The sequence below is a fragment of the Sphingobium cupriresistens genome (assembly GCF_004152865.1).
Lineage (GTDB): Bacteria > Pseudomonadota > Alphaproteobacteria > Sphingomonadales > Sphingomonadaceae > Sphingobium > Sphingobium cupriresistens.
In genome coordinates, this window is the sequence record NZ_SEOO01000009.1 from 11,797 (window position 1) to 27,836 (window position 16,040).

The 16,040-nt window shown below is 66.6% G+C and carries 16 protein-coding genes; 2 read left to right on the plus strand and 14 right to left on the minus strand.

Features of this window, described 5'->3' with window-relative positions; all coding sequences use genetic code 11:
* Positions 1-3: 3 nt before the first annotated feature.
* Genes EWH12_RS07255 through EWH12_RS07315 form a run of 13 tightly spaced genes read right to left on the minus strand, consistent with a single transcriptional unit; the run spans position 4 to position 11,897 of the window.
* Complete coding sequence (locus EWH12_RS07255) at positions 4-744, minus strand: prepilin peptidase (protein ID WP_129926160.1); 741 nt, start codon at positions 742-744, stop codon at positions 4-6.
* The gene (gene gspN / locus EWH12_RS07260; protein WP_129926161.1) at positions 741-1,463 is read right to left on the minus strand and encodes a type II secretion system protein N; all 723 of its coding nucleotides are present in this window, start codon (positions 1,461-1,463) and stop codon (positions 741-743) included. The genes EWH12_RS07255 and gspN overlap by 4 nt, the downstream gene beginning before the upstream one ends.
* Complete coding sequence (gspM, locus tag EWH12_RS07265; RefSeq protein ID WP_129926162.1) at positions 1,460-1,948, minus strand: type II secretion system protein GspM; 489 nt, start codon at positions 1,946-1,948, stop codon at positions 1,460-1,462. Before gspM ends, gspN begins: the two co-directional genes overlap by 4 nt.
* Positions 1,945-3,063: a type II secretion system protein GspL gene (gene gspL, locus EWH12_RS07270; protein WP_066602161.1), complete on the minus strand. Its 1,119-nt coding sequence runs from the start codon at positions 3,061-3,063 to the stop codon at positions 1,945-1,947. The genes gspM and gspL overlap by 4 nt, the downstream gene beginning before the upstream one ends.
* Positions 3,060-4,046 (minus strand): type II secretion system minor pseudopilin GspK, encoded by a 987-nt coding sequence (gene gspK / locus EWH12_RS07275; RefSeq protein ID WP_066602163.1) that lies wholly within the window; start codon positions 4,044-4,046, stop codon positions 3,060-3,062. Before gspK ends, gspL begins: the two co-directional genes overlap by 4 nt.
* Complete coding sequence (gene gspJ, locus EWH12_RS07280) at positions 4,039-4,749, minus strand: type II secretion system minor pseudopilin GspJ (RefSeq protein ID WP_242495973.1); 711 nt, start codon at positions 4,747-4,749, stop codon at positions 4,039-4,041. Before gspJ ends, gspK begins: the two co-directional genes overlap by 8 nt.
* On the minus strand, positions 4,749-5,120 hold the full coding sequence (gene gspI, locus EWH12_RS07285; protein ID WP_129926163.1) for a type II secretion system minor pseudopilin GspI: 372 nt from the start codon (positions 5,118-5,120) through the stop codon (positions 4,749-4,751). Before gspI ends, gspJ begins: the two co-directional genes overlap by 1 nt.
* Positions 5,113-5,577 (minus strand): GspH/FimT family pseudopilin, encoded by a 465-nt coding sequence (locus tag EWH12_RS07290; protein ID WP_066602168.1) that lies wholly within the window; start codon positions 5,575-5,577, stop codon positions 5,113-5,115. The genes gspI and EWH12_RS07290 overlap by 8 nt, the downstream gene beginning before the upstream one ends.
* Positions 5,549-6,073: a type II secretion system major pseudopilin GspG gene (gene gspG / locus EWH12_RS07295; RefSeq protein ID WP_129926164.1), complete on the minus strand. Its 525-nt coding sequence runs from the start codon at positions 6,071-6,073 to the stop codon at positions 5,549-5,551. The genes EWH12_RS07290 and gspG overlap by 29 nt, the downstream gene beginning before the upstream one ends.
* Before the next feature lie 11 nt (positions 6,074-6,084).
* Positions 6,085-7,302 carry a type II secretion system inner membrane protein GspF gene (gene gspF, locus EWH12_RS07300; protein ID WP_129926165.1) on the minus strand — a complete coding sequence of 406 codons (1,218 nt, stop codon included), beginning with the start codon at positions 7,300-7,302 and terminating at the stop codon, positions 6,085-6,087.
* Positions 7,295-8,836 carry a type II secretion system ATPase GspE gene (gene gspE, locus EWH12_RS07305; RefSeq protein WP_066602174.1) on the minus strand — a complete coding sequence of 514 codons (1,542 nt, stop codon included), beginning with the start codon at positions 8,834-8,836 and terminating at the stop codon, positions 7,295-7,297. Before gspE ends, gspF begins: the two co-directional genes overlap by 8 nt.
* On the minus strand, positions 8,833-11,034 hold the full coding sequence (gspD, locus tag EWH12_RS07310; protein ID WP_066602175.1) for a type II secretion system secretin GspD: 2,202 nt from the start codon (positions 11,032-11,034) through the stop codon (positions 8,833-8,835). Before gspD ends, gspE begins: the two co-directional genes overlap by 4 nt.
* Complete coding sequence (locus EWH12_RS07315; RefSeq protein WP_066602177.1) at positions 11,031-11,897, minus strand: type II secretion system protein N; 867 nt, start codon at positions 11,895-11,897, stop codon at positions 11,031-11,033. Before EWH12_RS07315 ends, gspD begins: the two co-directional genes overlap by 4 nt.
* 179 nt (positions 11,898-12,076) lie before the next feature.
* Here EWH12_RS07315 and EWH12_RS07320 point away from each other — a divergent pair, with 179 nt between their 5' ends.
* Positions 12,077-12,736, plus strand: coding sequence for a prolyl hydroxylase family protein (locus tag EWH12_RS07320; RefSeq protein WP_129926166.1), 660 nt, complete (start codon positions 12,077-12,079; stop codon positions 12,734-12,736).
* 6 nt (positions 12,737-12,742) lie between these two features.
* Here the strand turns inward: EWH12_RS07320 and EWH12_RS07325 are convergent, their stop codons facing one another.
* The gene (locus EWH12_RS07325) at positions 12,743-14,176 is read right to left on the minus strand and encodes a CYTH and CHAD domain-containing protein (protein ID WP_207212373.1); all 1,434 of its coding nucleotides are present in this window, start codon (positions 14,174-14,176) and stop codon (positions 12,743-12,745) included.
* Between the two features lie 245 nt (positions 14,177-14,421).
* Here EWH12_RS07325 and EWH12_RS07330 point away from each other — a divergent pair, with 245 nt between their 5' ends.
* Entirely contained in the window at positions 14,422-16,020 is a 1,599-nt protein-coding gene (locus EWH12_RS07330; protein ID WP_066602183.1) for a hypothetical protein, read from the plus strand.
* Positions 16,021-16,040 lie beyond the last annotated feature (20 nt).

Here is a 16,040-nt window from a genome sequence, read left to right on the forward strand (position 1 = left end):
CACTTAAAATATGCGCAGGACCATGATCCACGCGGGCAGCGCCGCCAGCGCCAGAAAGGCGCCAAGAGGCACGCGCGCGGTGCGGCTTTTCGCCCGTCCGCTGACCAGCATCACCGCCAGCCCCAGCATCGATGCGATCAGCAGGATGAAAGGCAGCGCCTGCCAGCCGAACCAGGCGCCCAGCGCGCCCAGCAGCTTGGCGTCGCCCAGCCCCAGCCCATCACGCCCCCGCAACGCGCGATAGCCCAGCGATATGGCCAGTAATGCGCCATAGCCGATCACCGCGCCAATGATACGGTCAATCAGGATGACGTCGGTGGCCCACAGACCGATGGTGAGGCCAAGGAACGCCAGGGGCAGCGTCAGCGCGTCAGGCAACCAGAAGTGCCGCCAGTCGAGGATCGCCAGCGTCAGCAGCGTCCAGCCGAGCAGCGCCCAGCCGATCCCGCCTATGTCCGGCATCCCGCCGATCGCCAGCGCGCCGATGATCGCGCATCCCGCCTCCACCCGCCCATGCAGCGGATCGATGCGGGCGCCACAGGTGCGACAGCGGCCGCGCTGGACCATCGCGCTGAACAGAGGGATCAGGTCGCGCGCCGCCAGCGTCCGGCTGCAGCCGTCGCAGGCCGATCGCCCGCGCGCCACGCCGCGCCCCTGCGGCCAGCGCAGGATCAGCGTGGCGAGGAAACTGCCCAGGATCGCGCCGACCAGCGCGCCGGCCAGCGCCGTGACCGGCTGAATCACAGGGTCCCTTCGACCTTGAGCAGCTGAGCGTTGCCCACGCCCGCGAAACCGGCCTGGCCCAAAGTCGCGGACAGCGCCGGGTCGGCGGTTTCGATCCGCATTTCGGCCGTATAGCGGCCCGATCGCCAGATGCGCAGGCTGATCTTCTCCATGCCCGACTGGCTGACCAGCGGCAGCAGCAGCGCGTCGCCATCACAAACGACGACGCCCGACAGCCCCTGCGTCAGATTGAGGCCGGGGAATTGCCCCGCCATGCGCGCGCGCACGCGCCCTTTGGCATGGCCGCAGCGATCGCCCGCATAATAGGCGCTGACATCCTCCAGCATCAGGCTGCCGACCGGCAGCGGCGCGAAAGTGCGGCCGAGCGGCACCGCGCCGGTGACGTCATCCACGCCGATCCGGCCGAAGCCGACCGTCAAGGCGCCCTGGACATCATCCGCCAGCCCCTTTGTCCGGCCAATGTCGAATCGCGCCCGACCCGCAAGCAGGGAAACCGGCGACAGTCCGGCACGCACGCTGCCGAGCGGCATATTGCCCAGCATCAACTGGTCGATCCGCCCGCTCCATACCGTGCCGCGCACTTCCCGTGCGGCGACGCCCAGCCGCTCCAGCCCGGCCAGGCCCAGCGCGACCCGCATCGGCAGGAACAGCAGCAGGCCCAACGCCAGCATTATCAGCAGGATGATCCGCATCCGGCGAGACAGGGACAGGCCCATCATTGTCCGTCTCCCCGCACCAGCACGGCCTGCACCGAGACGCTGCCCGCGGTGGGCGATGGCCGCGCGGTCATCGTTTCCACCCGGACCCCCTGCGCCTCCATCGCGGCGAGCCAGGAAAAGAGCGCGACTGGACGCACCGATGCTATGGCGATGTCGATCCGGTCGCCGCCCTGCGCCTGCGCCCGTTCCAGCGTCAGCCCGGCCTCGCCCGCGCTCTGGCCGACAAACTGATCGACCGGGGTGACCGGCCCCGTGGCGGCGGCGTTGCGTGGCAACGCCTTGAGTTGCTTCACCGCAGCGCGCACCGCCGCGTTGCGATCGGTCGCTTCATTGAGCGTATCGCGCGCGCTGCGTTGCGCCCGGTCCAGCGGCATGGCGATGCCAAACCACAGGATCACGACCGCCAACAGCGCGAACATGACGCCCAGCATCCATTGTTCGCGGGGCGATCGTTCCGACCAATATGCGCCTAATCCTTCCATCATGACCGCACCGTGATATCTGCCAGCGTCCGCCCGCCCGGTTCCTGGGACGGGGTCGCCGTGATCGTGAAACCGGCCGCCTGCAACGCCAGCAGCACGATGTTGATGTCGTCTGCCTTGGCCGCGGCCAGGGTCGCGCGGACCATGCCGTCGGGATCGCGCGATAGGCTGGTCAGGGCGACGCCCGGCGCATCCTGCATGGCCGCCAGCAATCCGGCCACTGGCGCGGTGAAGGCGCGTCCGCCCGCGCCCCGCGCGGCGAGCTTGCCCTCCATTTCCGTCAGCGCCTGCACCGCGTCGGTGGCACCGGGCGTCACCTGCTGCGCCAGCGCCAGGCTTTCGCGGTCCAGCCGGCTCGCTTCCATATGCTGCTTGGCGATGCCGATCAGGGCGATGGCGAGGCTCACGAACAGGATCAGCCCGCTCCACAGCGCGATGCGGCCGATCATGCGACGGTCCAGCGCGCGGCGGACGCGCTTGGCGAAATCACCCTGCCGCAGATCGAGCGGCGGCGCGTCCAGAGCGGCGATCGCCCGCCCTTCGATCAACCCCGGCGACACGTCGATGATCGGCGCGTCGGCGATCAGTGCCGGCAACGCCATATCGCCGGTGAGCGCCATGTCGATGCCGCGCAATACCGCCTCGCCCGCGATCAGGCCGCGGGTGAAACCGCTCTCCGGCTCCGGCAGCAGCAAAGGGGCCGGCACGATGATGTCCGGGTCCAGCCCATGATGTTGCGCCCAAAGCAGCCAGTGCTGCATATCGGCGCGGCTCGCCACCGCGACGATATGCGGGCGGGCGGGGTCTTCATTGACGTCGGTCGCAGCGAACAACTGGTCGGACGGGACAAGCCCACCGGCGAGTGCCGCCAGCCGTGCCGCCGCGCGCCCCTGCCGCACCGGCAGGTCGGGATAGTCCGTCCAATACAACGTCACCAGCGCGGCTGGCGGCGCCAGCATGACCCGCGCCTGATCGGGCAGCGCGGCGATGCCGCAGGCTGCCAGCCAGTTCGCGCCCACGCCTGACTGGACCAGCGCGCCGTCCACCACCCGCATCCAGTGCGGCTCCGCCTCGGCCGCTTCGGCCAGGAAGACGATCAGAGCGTCGCGGCTGTTCATGCCCCCGCCCCCCAGCTGCGCCGCACCACGACGGCGGGGCTTTCCCGCGCGTCGATCAGCGCCCGCTCCACCACCTGCGTTCCCCCGACATCCACCGACACGTCCACTCCGAAAAATCCCGTCGTCAATTTCACCTGTTCCTGCACCTCGGTCATCGGCGACAGCCCGGCGAGCGAGGGCAAGGCCCAGAATTGCACCGTGCTGCCGTAGCCGTCCGCTGGCCGCTGCGCCAGCAGTTGCCGCGCCTGGCCGACGCTCAATTGTCCCGGTATCAGCATGGCGAACAACGGGGCCTGGTCGGGCAGCAGCGTATTGATGTTGATCGGCGACAGGGTGGTGACAGGCAAGGCGCAAATCCAGGGCCGGGCCAGATCATAGATTGCCGGGCTGATGCCGGCGACTGCGCGCAATTCGCTGGCATCCACCATCATGCGGTTGGCTGCGCGATAGGGCCGCTCCATCCGCGCATAGCTCTCATCCTCCGCGCCGCCGGGCTGGGGAGCGCTGTCGGTGTCGATCCAGTCGGCCAGGGAAGCCGCGGCACCCTGCGCCTGCCGCGCATCCACGCCCAGCGCCTGCAACAGGCCCTGAAACTGGCTGACGCCGATCGGGCGGACTTTCAGGTTCGCCTCATTCTCGCCATTGACGACGCTGTTGAGGTTGAAGCAATTGCCCGCATCCGTCACCCGCGCTGTGGCGATGCCGCCGGGCACCGGGATGTTTTGCGGCGTGCCCATCCATCCGCCCGCCAGCGTGATCTTCGCCGGGTTGGAAGCGGTCAGGTCGGCGATGCGCAGCCGCGCTATCTCGGTCGCGGCATCGGCATAGGCGCGCCCCTGATCGACCGCGCCGCCATTGCCGGTCATCCGCGTCGCGAGCGCGACCCGCTCCAGCGCGGTCGCCGCGACCACGGCCATGACCGCCACCAGCAGCAGCACGGTCAGCAACGCGGCGCCCCGTTCATTTGGGCGGGGGTCAGGCACCGGGTGCGACCTCCAGCTTTTCGACCGGACCGGGCGCGACCTGAAAGCGCAGCATGACCGGCGGTTCGCCTGTGCGCGTCACCGTCATTTCGACCGCGCGGGGCAACAGGTCGGGCTGGGTCGGGGTCCAATCTTCCCGCCACTTGCCCTCCGCATCGCGGAAACGCAGCAATACCGCCTCGACATGCTCCAGCAACGCGGCCGGATCATCGCCCGCCGCGCCGTCGAGCTGGGCGTAAGTGCGTCGTTCCAGCCGCCCCTGCCGCACCCAATATTCGACCTTCTGCAAGGATGGCCGGGGCAACTCGCCCAGATTGTCCCAGCCGCCGCGCACGAACTGCATCACCGGCTGGCTCTCGCCCTCGTCATGCGCCCAGAAGGCGGGGGCCAGCGTCCCCGCCTCCGTCCGGGTGATGCGCGGCACCGCCTGGCCCAGGTCGCCCGCCAGCGCCCCGCCCGCCCGCTGCACCGCCGCGCTATCATCCAGCCGCGCCTTGATCTGCGCCTGCGCCGATACGCTGTTGCCCAACAGCAGCACGCCCGCCCCCGCCAGCAGGGCAAAAATCATCAGGGCGACGAGCAGCTCGATCAGCGTGAAGCCGTGTTCGGCGGAACGCCCGGAAGGCGTGAAGCCCTGTTCGGCGGAACGCCCCGGAAACGTGAAGCCGTCCTCACGCTCGAACGGAGGTTGGAAGCGCGCCATCACTCGACCGTCCGCACGAAGCTAAGCACCACCGGCGATGCGCCCGGCTGGCCATCGATGGTCAGGTCTACCTGCAACAGCCGCGCGTCGTCGGTCGGCTTGACGGTCCGGCTCCAGTGCCAGCGCCGCCCGCCATTGTCGACGTCGCCAGCCTCCTCGCCCACCGAAGGCGGAATCGGATCGGTCTGCACGTCGACCATCAGGTTGCGCGCGACGATCTGGCCCAGCGCCTTGCTGTCGAGATCGGCGGCGGTGCGCAGCGTCACGCCCTGCAACCGCACCAGCGCCAGCGCGGCTAGGCTGAACACCGCCAGCGCGACCAGCATTTCGAGGAGCGTAAAGCCCTCGTCATTATGTCTTCCATCACCCACCGACCAGAACCTTCCCCGCCATGTCGACCATCACCGACACCCGCTCGCCTTCGCGCGCCAGGGTGACAGTCAAAGGATCGGTCGGCAGGCCGGTGCCGTCGAAGGCGATCTGCTGGCGGCCATCCTTGCCGACCAGGGCGCGGGTGCCGCCTTTCCAGTTGGCGGTGACGAAGGGCTTGTCCTCAATGCCCACCCATTGCCCCGCCTCGCGGCGCTGGAAACCATAGCCGGATGCCGACACCCACAGGCCCATCGGACGCGCAGTGACGACCGCTTCGTCGCGCGCGGCGGCAACGCGCGCGGCAAAGCGGTCGGCATCCTCGATCACGCGCCCGCGCGGATCGGGGATGGCGAGCACGACGGCCGCCGAAATGAAGCCGATGATCGTCAGCACGACCATCAGCTCCAGCAGGGTGAAACCGCTCTCTTCAGAGTTCGCTGGAATAGATGTCCGCATTTTCGCTCTCGCCGCCCGGCTGGCCATCCGCGCCCAGCGAGCTGATGTCGAACGCGCCCTTGCGGCCCGGCACGGTGTAGACATAGGCGCGGCCCCACGGATCGTCGGGCAGCTTCTTGATATAGCCGCCGCGGCGATAGCGCTGCGGCTGCGCCAGCGAGGCGGGGGGGGTGAGCAAGGCTTGCAACCCGTCCGATCCCGCCGGGTAGGTCAGGTTATCGAGCCGATATTGCTCCAGCGCCTGTTCGATGGTGGCGATGTCGGCCTTCGCCTTTTCGACGCGAGCCGTATCGGTCGCAGGGATGACATTGATCGCCACGATCGTCGCCAGAAGGCCGATGATGACGATGACGACCATCAGTTCGACCAGCGTGAAGCCGGCTTCACCGGACGTCTCGTCTCCGTTCGCCCTGAGCTTGTCGAAGGGCTTTTCTTTTGTCTTGAAGCCAGAGAGGGCTTCGACAAGCTCAGCCCGAACGGATTTTAGATTGAACATATTCAACTCCTTCAAGCCCCGGTGAGGCTTTGCAGCTGCAGGATCGGCAGCAGGATGGACAGGATGATGACGGCGACGATGCCCCCCATCAGTATGATGATAATCGGCTCCAGCATAGCAAGCGCGGTTGATGTGAAGGCGTCGAATTCGCGTTCCAGATAATCGGCGGCCCGCTCCAGCATGGTGTCGAGCCGCCCGGCGCTCTCGCCGCTCGCCGCCAGATAGACCAGCAGCGGGGGAAACACACCCGCCCGGCGCAGCGCCGCGGACAGGCTGCCGCCGCCGCGGATCGCCTCGACAATCTCGTCCGACGCCTTGCGCAGCACGCGATTATGGACCGTGTTGGCGGTCAGCGTCAGCCCCTCCATCAGCGGCAGTCGGCTGGCGACCATGGTGGACAGCGTCCGCGCCATGCGCGCGGCGTGCAGATCGCGGATCAGCTTGCCCAACACGGGCAATCCCAGCATCATAGCGTCGAAGCGATAGCGAAAGCCGTCATTCTTCATCGCGCGCCAGAAACCGACGCCCGCCAGCAGCACGAGGATGAGCAACAGCCACCAATAAGCGGCCAGGAAAGCGGAAATGGCCATCACGATCCGGGTCAGCAGCGGCAATTCCTGCCCCACCGTATCGAACTGTTCGACCACCTTGGGCACAACGAAGATCATCAGCGCAGCGACCACGAACACGGCGAAGATGGCCAGCACGCTGGGGTAGGCAATGGCGGTCAGCACCTTGGACCGCATCACCGCCTGCCGCTCCATCAGGTCCGACAGCCGCTCCATGATGGTGGGCAGGCTGCCGGAACTTTCACCCGCGGAGATCATCGCGCGATACAGCGGCGGGAAGCTTTTCGGCTCCGCGCCTACCGCATCGGCCAGCCGCCGCCCTTCCATCACCCCGCCATGGACCTTGCCCACGATGGCGCGGACATGGTCCTGCTCGCTCTGACGACCGATGGTGCGCAGCGATTCCTCCAGCGGGCTGACCTGCGTCAGCGTCGCCAACTGGCGCGTGAACAGCGTCAGTTCCTTGGGGCTGAGGCGCGGGCTGCGCAGCGACAGGTTCGCCCGCTTGCGCGCCGTTTCCACTGCGCCCGGCTCGATCCGCACGATGAACATCTTGCGCGCGTCCAGCTTGGCGCGCGCATCCTCGATCGTTCCGGCCTTGATGCTGCCGCTGCGCTCCCGGCCCGCCGGGTCGATCGCGCTATAGTCGAAATCAGCCATCGGCGATGGTTTCCGCCTCGATCGCGTCGCGACGCGACACGCGGATCGCTTCCTCCGCCGTGGTCTGGCCGTCGCGCACCAGCGCGCGCGCCGCCGACCCCAGATTGGGGGCGTTAAGGAAGGCATGGCGCGCGATCAGCGATTCATCGCCCCCGTCGTTGATCAGACGCCGGATGGTGTCGTCCACCCGGATCGCCTCGAACACGCCGATCCGGCCCTTATAACCGCTGCCGCCGCACTCGTCGCAGCCCTTCGCCCGATAGATGATCGTGCCGGGGTCGAAACCCAGTAGCGCGCTGGCCGATTTATCCGCCTGCACCGGCTCGCGGCAATGCTGGCACAGCCGCCGCACTAGCCGCTGGGCGATGACCGCGCGCAAGGTGGAGGCGAGCAGGAACGGCTCGACCCGCATGTCGCGCATCCGGGTGATTGCGCCCACCGCGTCATTGGTATGGACGGTCGACAGGACGAGGTGCCCCGTCAGCGACGCCTGCACGGCGATTTCCGCCGTTTCCCGGTCGCGGATTTCGCCGACCATGACGACGTCGGGATCTTGCCGCAGGATCGCGCGCAGGCCCGCCGCGAAGGTCAGGCCGACCTTGGCGTTCACCTGGGTCTGGCCCACGCCCTCCATCGCATATTCGACCGGGTCTTCGACGGTCAGGATATTGCGCGATCCGTCGTTGAGTTGGCGCAAGCCGGCATAAAGCGTCGTCGTCTTGCCCGACCCGGTCGGCCCGGTGACCAGGATGATGCCGTTGGGTTCGCTCAATCCTTCGCGGAAGATGCGGTCCGGCACGCCGTTCATGCCCAGCAGGTCGAGCGTGATCCCGGCATTTTCCTTGTCCAGGATACGCAGCACGACCCGCTCGCCTGCCCGGCTGGGCAGGGTGGAGACGCGCACGTCGAGCAGCTTGCCGCCCAGCGTCAGGCCGATACGCCCGTCCTGCGGCACGCGCCGCTCGGCAATGTCGAGCCGCGCCATCACCTTGATCCGGCTGACCACCACCGGCGCGACATGGGGCGGCATCCGCAGCGTCTCACGCAACACGCCGTCCACGCGCATCCGCACGATCAGGCCGGTTTCATAAGGCTCGATATGGATGTCCGACACGCCCTGCCGCGCCGCTTCGGCGATGATACCGTTAATCAGGCGGATGGCGGGCGCATCATCGGCGCTGTCAAGCAGGTCGTCGGCGGTCGGGATGTCGGCGGCCAATATGTCCAGCTCGTCGGCGCCCACTTCCAGCGATCCGGCCATGGCCGCCGCGCTGCCTTCCATCGCATAATGGTTGGACAAATGCCGGTCGAACTCGGCCGGTTCGACGAAGATGACGTCGAAGCTGCGCGCCAGATGCCGCCGCACTTCGAGCAATATGCGCGGATCGCTGCCTTCGCGCACCGCGATGGTCAGCCGCTCACCCTCGATCGGCAGCATGACCACGCCATGCTTGCGCGCGAAGACATAAGGTATGTCGATGGGGCGCGGCGGCTGCGCGAGCGGGCTGATATCGGTGTGCGTCTGTTCGCTCACTTGCGCCCTCCGCTTGCCGGTATTTCGACCGGTCGCACCACGCCGCTCGACTGGCGGACGGTGGGTTCGATGACCTGCGCGCCCGCCACCGGCTCCACAACCGCATCACCCGGCTGCGCGGCTGCGACCGGCGGGGTCGCGCCCATATAGTCGCGCACCAGTTCGTCGATCGTTGGTTCGACGTCGGGATTGCGCTGCAACTGCATGTTGCGGACATAACCGTAACGCTGCTGCGTCAGCCGCTGCGCATCCTCCTTCGACCGCAGGATGGTCGGCCGGATGAAGACCATCAAATTGGTCTTGGTCCGGCTCTTGCTGCGCGACTTGAACAATTCGCCCAACCCCGGAATATCGGACAGCAGCGGGATGCGCTCGATCGTTTTGCGTTCATTATCGTCCAGCAGGCCGCCCAGCGCCAGTATCTCGCCATCGTCTACCGTCACGGTCGTTTCGATCTCGCGCTTGTTGATGATGAGGTCGCTGCTGGAGTTGCTGACCGGCCCGGCCACGCTCGACACTTCCTGCTTCAGGAACAGCTTGATCGCGCCGCCGGTGTTGATCTGCGGCTTCACCTCCAGCTTGATGCCGACATCCTGACGCTGGACGGTGCGGAACTGATTGTCGAAATTCTGGCTCAGCGCCTCGCCGGTGGTAACGGGCACCTGCTGCCCGACCAGGATAGACGCCTTCTGGTTGTCCAGCGTCATCACGGACGGTGTGGAAAGCAGGTTGCTTTCGGTGTCGGACTTCACCGCATTGATGATCGCGCCGAAAATGCCGTTCTTGCCGATGCTGCCGCCCAGCCCCGCAATCGCGCCGGTTGCGCTGGTCAGGCTGCTGATCGCCGCTTCCTGCAAGCTGCTGGCCAAGTCGCCGCTATTTTGCACCTCCGTCGTAGTGCGCGTGCCATCAGCCGCCACCACGGTCGTCGTCGTCGTGCCCAGTTGCGTCGCCCCATAAGCGCCTGCCAGCGTTAGCAAATTGGGCGAAGCGTTGGAATAGTTGCTCGCGGCAAAGCCGGTCGACGTGCTGCCGAGCAGAAATTGCACGCCCAGCTTCTTGGCCGCCGCATCGCTGATCTCCACGATGATCGCCTCCACCAGCACCTGTTCGCGACGGGTGTCGACCTGGCGGATGGTTTCGCCCAACATTCGTTGCACGTCGCTGTTGGCGGCCACGATGATCGCGTTTGCGCCTTCGTAACGGGTGACGATCGCCGGGCCGCGGGTGGAGATGCCGCCGCCGCTGGACGATGACGACGAGGATGCCGCCGCGACCGGCGCCGCCGCCTGAGATGCGGGGGCCGCGCTGCTGGCCGCTGGGGTAGAGGCCGTGACCGGCTGGCTGGTCGACTGGCCGACCAGTTGCTGCAACACCGGCAGCAATTTTTCCGCATCGGCATGTTCCAGCCAATACACGCGGATTTCGGTGCCGCTGGCCGCCTGCTGGTCCAGCTGGCGCGCCATGGCGGCGAGCCTTGTGACGGTATTGGCGTCGCCCCGGATGGCCACGGCATTGCTGCTGTCGATCGGCACCACGGTCGCGGCCGATGGCGCGGCATTCTCGCCTCCGCCCGTCGCCACCAGCGCCTGGAGCGAGGTCGCGATTTCGCGCGCGCCGGCATTTTTCAGCATCACCATCTGCGTCGCGGACGTGTCGCGGTCGATGCGGGCGATCACCTGGCGGATGCGCGATATATTATCGGCATAGTCGGCCACCACCACGCTGTTGCCCGCGCGGTTGGCGGTGACGGAGCCTTCCTTGCTGACCAGCGGGCGCAGGGTCTCCAGCGCGCTCGCCGCGTCGATGGAGCGCAGGCGGAACACCTCCGTCACGAAGCTGTTGCGGTTGGCTCCGCGGCCCACGGCGCTGGGCTGGCCCGCCGCGCCATCGGCCGGCTGGATGCGATAGGCGCCGCCGGGCGCCGGCACCGCGACCAGTCCATTGGCGCGCAGGGTGGACAGAACGATCTCGAAATATTCGGATCGCGACAGCGGCCGGTCGGTCACGACCGACACCTTCCCCTGCACCTTGTTGTCGATGATGAAGGTGCGCCCGGTCACCCGCGCTGCATCCTGAATGAAGGCGCGGATGTCGGCGTCGCGGACGTTGAGCGTCTGTTGCGCCATCGACGGCGTTGCGATCGGTGCGGCCAGAGCGAGCGCCGTAGCGGCAGAGAGGAGGAATTTGCGGGTCATTGGCCTTGCACTATGATGTTGACCGATGCCACGGCGGCGCCGCGCTCCACGGTGAGGGAAAGGCGCGCGCCGGGCGCGATCTGGTTCTGGAGAGCCTGAAGGTCGCCGGCCGATCCGATCGGCTGACCGTTGATCTGGCTGATGATGTCGCCGGGGCGAAAGCCTGCGCCCGCGAAGGTCGGCCCCTTGGCCATGACGGCGACGCCGGTGACGCGGCCATTCTGCATTCGCGGGGCAAAGCCGATGTCGCGCTTCAGACCTTCCACGGTCGGGCCTGCGCCGGGCGCGGCGGGTGGCGGCGGGGCGGCGCTCTGCCAGCCTGCGCCCTGCGTCGGGGCGGGCGCTGCTTCGGGTGCGGGGGTCGATTGATCGATGAAAATCTGTTCTGCCGCGCCCCCCCGGTCGATCGTCACATGGTCGAACGTCACGGCCTTCAGGACCACGCCCGGCATGATTTCGTCGCCAATGGCGAAGCTGTTCTGTACGCCGTCGGGTGCGGCGATGATGGCCGATCCAAGTCCCGACCCCTCATTAACCCGCACGCCATAGAGAGTCAGCGCGAGCGAGGTGACGACACCATCGCCCGCCTGTTGCGGGGCGCCAGTGCGGAAAAAGGGATCGAAGCTGGCGAACAGCGCCTGTCGCGCGCTGGGGGAGAGGATTTGCGCCTGCCGCCCTTCCCAGGGGCCAAAGCTGCCGACCGGCACGACGATCGCCCAGACCAGTCGCACCAGTTGCAACGCCAGCAGGACGAGCAACGCCCGTTCGAACAGCGCAAGCCAGTCGAACCCTCGCGCCGACCCTGCCCCGCTCCAAGCGAAGCGACGCGCCCCTTTTATGCTATCGCCAAATGGCACCCGCATGACGTCGAATAACCCCCATCACTGTGCCAGCCTGCTAGGCAAATGTCTTTACTGTCAGATGACAATCATGTGACGCTAATATGACATATCCCATCTGATGCCATGCCTCTTGCTTTTCCTCCATTGAAAGTTAGCTACGGCGCCGTCTGCCGATAGATGCATCTTTATCAGGATATGCCATGCCGGACCTGACCGCCACGCCCCCTGCCCCCACGGCCGCCGACGCCGATCCCGCCTGGATCGCCGCCCATCCGCGCATCCAGCGGGTCCCCAATCGCGCATTGACGCTGTTCATCCAGCGTCGTTTCCTGAACGCGGAAGAATGCGTTGCATTGATTGAGCGGATCGACGCCAAACGCCGCCCGTCCACCATCGCGGACGCCAATGGCGACGGCTATTTCCGCACTAGCGAAACCTGCGATCTGGACCATGGCGATCCCTTCGTCGCTGCGATCAATGCGCGACTGGACGCCTTTGCCGGGATAGCGACGCTCCATGGCGAACCGATCCAGGGCCAACGCTATGATGTGGGCCAGGAATTCAAGGCGCATACCGACTATTTCGATCCCAAGGGTTCCGATTATGCGACATATTGTTCTGTGGCGGGCAATCGCACCTGGACGCTGATGATCTATCTGAACGAACCGGCGGCCGGCGGGGCGACCCGCTTCACGCAGATCGGCAAGACCGTCCAGCCTGAAACCGGCAAGTTGCTCGCCTGGAACAACCGCGATCTATCGGGCGCGCCGAACCCCGCCAGCCTCCACCATGGCATGAAGGTGCGGTCGGGGGTTAAGCATGTCATTACGAAATGGTATCGGGAACGCCCCTGGGGCTAAACCCAGTCAGGTCCAGAAGCGACGCGCATCGACAAGGGCCTCGTGCGCCTGCGCTGCTGCGGTCAGCAGGTCGCCCTTCTCAACCTTGCCCGCTGCGACATCGACCGGCAGTCCGTAGCGGACCAGGATCGCGGGCGTCGTGGCCAAATCATTGAGCGTTCCCAGCATATCCTGCATGGCTTCCAGCTTGCCCAGAAACGCCTTTTTCCGTCGGATGCGCTTTCTTTTGCCGCCGAACAGTCCAGCAAAGAATTCAGCGCCATAGCGCAGCTTCTTCGCATCTTTGCGCACCGCATGACGCGCCTCGTCGTTCAACTGCGCCAGATGCTTGCCGCCCTTGGCGATCCGCTTGCGAAGCTTGCGCAAGCGAGTCACGGCGAAAGGGACCGCCGACCGATCCGCTTTCATTTTGAGACCCGCGCCCAGCGCCGTCCACTCCACAAGATCGATCAACAGCGTCCGCACCCGCGCGGACTCCAGCCATTGCAGGACACGCTGATGCGCTGTCGCCTGCGCCGCCTCCAACCGCGCGCGCGCCGAATCGTCGACGACCCGCGGTATCAGCACATCCAGGTCGCGCGCTTCGCCCAACACAGCCGCCAGCCAGCGCAACTCCCCCTGGAAGCGGGAGGCGTCCGCCGCCCGCAAGACCGGCTTGAACAATTTCAGCGCCGATCGCAGACGCCGGATCGCGACTCGCGCCTGGTGCAGCGCCTCCGGCGTGTAGTGGTCCAGCAGCAACGCTTCGTTCAGCCGATAGTGACGCAGGCAGGATGCGGCGATCCGCAGGAAAGTTTGGCGCACGCTCATGGACGGATCAAGCGCCACCTTTTCCGCCTTGATCGCCGCCGGCAGCGCCTCGGTCAGGCGATAGCCGCGCTCGGCCTTGCTCAATACGCCCGGTCGCAGAGCGATGTCCGCGTCGATCCGCCGCGCCAGCGCGAACAGCGCCGCCGGGTCGCCCGCCTTCAATTCCAGTTCGATCTCGCAAATCGCCTGTTCCCGCCCGGCCGCCAGCACCGCACCGCGATCCAGCACCAGTTCGATCGTCGCGCCATCCCGCGTCACGGTCCAGGTCCGGCGCTGCACATCGACGGTGAACAACCGATCCACTTCCGCCACCGCCGCTCCCAGCAGCGCAGCGACCGGGGTGCGGTCGTCCAGCACCGGCGCGTCGCCCCGCACCGGCGTTTCCCACTCGTCGCGCGCGAACAGCCCCGCGCCATCGCGGCCATCTGCCTTGACCGTCTGGACCCGCCGCCGCCCCGACTGGCGGATGCGCAGGCTCATGCCCCCCTTGCCAAGCTGATGGTCGGGCGTGTCGAAATAGATGGCGTGCAGCGCTGCCGTCTGGCTCTCCGCCGGCAGCGACGGCCATCGCGCGAACATCTCCGCCGCTTCGAGCGACAGGTCCAGCTTCAGTTCGACTTCCGGTTGCAAGTCCATCTCCTGCCAACGGCCATCCCGCCGAGCGCCTTAGCATGAATGGCCTTAACCATGGAAATGGCGAAGGCGTCTTTAAACTGTCATTTTATCGACGCCTATCTGTCATAGAAGCGGCATCAGCCTGTCATCTGTCGCGCCTAACTGCCCGTTCTGAGGGCGACAGGGGGCGTTGTCCGATTCGAAATTCCCCTGCGCTCCGCACTTCAACAATCCCGGCAACAGGCCGGAGCGGAGACGACATGGCCAAGATTAACCGTATCCAAACGATCCTGATGGCGAGCTGCGCCTGTGTGGGCCTGAGCGCCTGCGGCGCGGACGACATCGCTTCGCCGGGCGAAGGCACCATCGTCATTCCGGCGCCCACGCCGACCCCCACGCCGACTCCGACGCCTACGCCGACCCCCACGCCGACCGCCGTGACCCCGGCCGCTGAATGTCCGACAATCACCGGCGCCAACCAACTGACCAACCTCGGCACCATTTCGGATGGCACCAATACGTGGCGCAATTGCGGCTTCCCTGCCCGCTTCACCAGCTCGACCGCGATCGCCAAGACGACCGGCGTGATCTATTCGCTGCCCGGCCGCGTCGACGTTGGCACGGACAAGGGCGCCGCCAGCACCGGCACCGACGTCACGCTGACGATCGATCCAGGCGTGGTCGTCTTCGCCGGCACCGGCAGCGCTTTCCTGGCCGTCAACCGCGGCAACAAGATCAACGCGGTCGGCACCGCCGCCCAGCCGGTCATCTTCACCAGCCGTGAAAATGTCCTGGGCACCAACACCGACCAGTCGTCGGGCCAGTGGGGCGGTATCGTGCTGCTCGGCCGGGCCAAGATCACGGATTGCCAGGCGCCAGCTGCCGCAGCAGGCACCACCGCCTGCGAACGCGATACCGAAGGCACCAGCAACGCCCTGTACGGCGGCGCCACCGACACCGATAGTTCGGGTCGCCTTAGCTATGTCCAGATTCGTTATTCGGGCTTTGTCCTCGCCGACGGCAAGGAATTGCAGGGCCTGACCCCCGCTGGCGTCGGCACCGGCACCGTGATCGACCATATCCAGGTCCACAACAGCTCGGACGATGGCATCGAAGCCTTCGGCGGCAGCGCCAACATGAAATATCTGGTGCTGACCGGTAACGAAGACGATAATCTGGATACCGACGTTGGCTTCCGCGGCACCGCCCAGTTCGTGATCTCCGCTCAGCGCGAAGGCAACAATATCGGCGACACCTTCCTCGAAACCGACTCGAACGGTTCGGCCACCAACAGCAACGCCAGCGAGGACGCCTTGCCCCGCCAGTATCTGAAGGTCGCCAACTTCACGCATATCCAGCGTTCGAACACCGGCGACGATGGTGCATCGATGCTGCTGCGCGGCGGCGCCGACCTGGCGCTGGTCAACGGCATCATCGTCAGCCCCAACCAGAGCTGCCTGCGCATCAACGGCGCTGCGGCCGTCCGCGACGCCGACACGGCGCTCGAAGACGCCGGCAAGCCGCGCTACCTGTCGGTGGTGATGCAGTGCAACAGCACGCCTTATAAGGGCACCGGCACCGGCGTCGACGCCGCGCTGGTCCAGTCGATCTTCGAAGCCGGTGCGAACAGCACGATCAGCTACACGCCGTCGCTGACCAGCCTGTTCATCAACGGCGCGACCGAAACCGCCCGCACCGCGATCGACCCCAAGACCATCGACGCCGCCTTCACCACCACCAACTATATCGGTGCGGTCAAGGACAGCAGCGACACCTGGTATGCCGGCTGGACCTGCAATTCGGTGACCGCCAGCTTCGGCAGCACCGGCGCAAACTGCACCGCCATTCCGACGACCTGATCGGACCCACGACCTCAACA

Excerpts from the sequence above, each read along its gene's own strand:
- gspN (WP_129926161.1), bottom strand. The coding sequence starts at position 1,463 with ATGATGGGCCTGTCCCTGTCTCGCCGGATGCGGATCATCCTGCTGATA.
- gspM (WP_129926162.1), bottom strand. The coding sequence starts at position 1,948 with ATGATGGAAGGATTAGGCGCATATTGGTCGGAACGATCGCCCCGCGAA.
- gspL (WP_066602161.1), bottom strand. The coding sequence starts at position 3,063 with ATGAACAGCCGCGACGCTCTGATCGTCTTCCTGGCCGAAGCGGCCGAG.
- gspJ (WP_242495973.1), bottom strand. The coding sequence starts at position 4,749 with ATGGCGCGCTTCCAACCTCCGTTCGAGCGTGAGGACGGCTTCACGTTT.
- EWH12_RS07290 (WP_066602168.1), bottom strand. The coding sequence starts at position 5,577 with ATGCGGACATCTATTCCAGCGAACTCTGAAGAGAGCGGTTTCACCCTG.
- gspG (WP_129926164.1), bottom strand. The coding sequence starts at position 6,073 with ATGTTCAATCTAAAATCCGTTCGGGCTGAGCTTGTCGAAGCCCTCTCT.
- gspF (WP_129926165.1), bottom strand. The coding sequence starts at position 7,302 with ATGGCTGATTTCGACTATAGCGCGATCGACCCGGCGGGCCGGGAGCGC.
- gspD (WP_066602175.1), bottom strand. The coding sequence starts at position 11,034 with ATGACCCGCAAATTCCTCCTCTCTGCCGCTACGGCGCTCGCTCTGGCC.
- EWH12_RS07315 (WP_066602177.1), bottom strand. The coding sequence starts at position 11,897 with ATGCGGGTGCCATTTGGCGATAGCATAAAAGGGGCGCGTCGCTTCGCT.
- EWH12_RS07320 (WP_129926166.1), top strand. The coding sequence starts at position 12,077 with ATGCCGGACCTGACCGCCACGCCCCCTGCCCCCACGGCCGCCGACGCC.
- EWH12_RS07330 (WP_066602183.1), top strand. The coding sequence starts at position 14,422 with ATGGCCAAGATTAACCGTATCCAAACGATCCTGATGGCGAGCTGCGCC.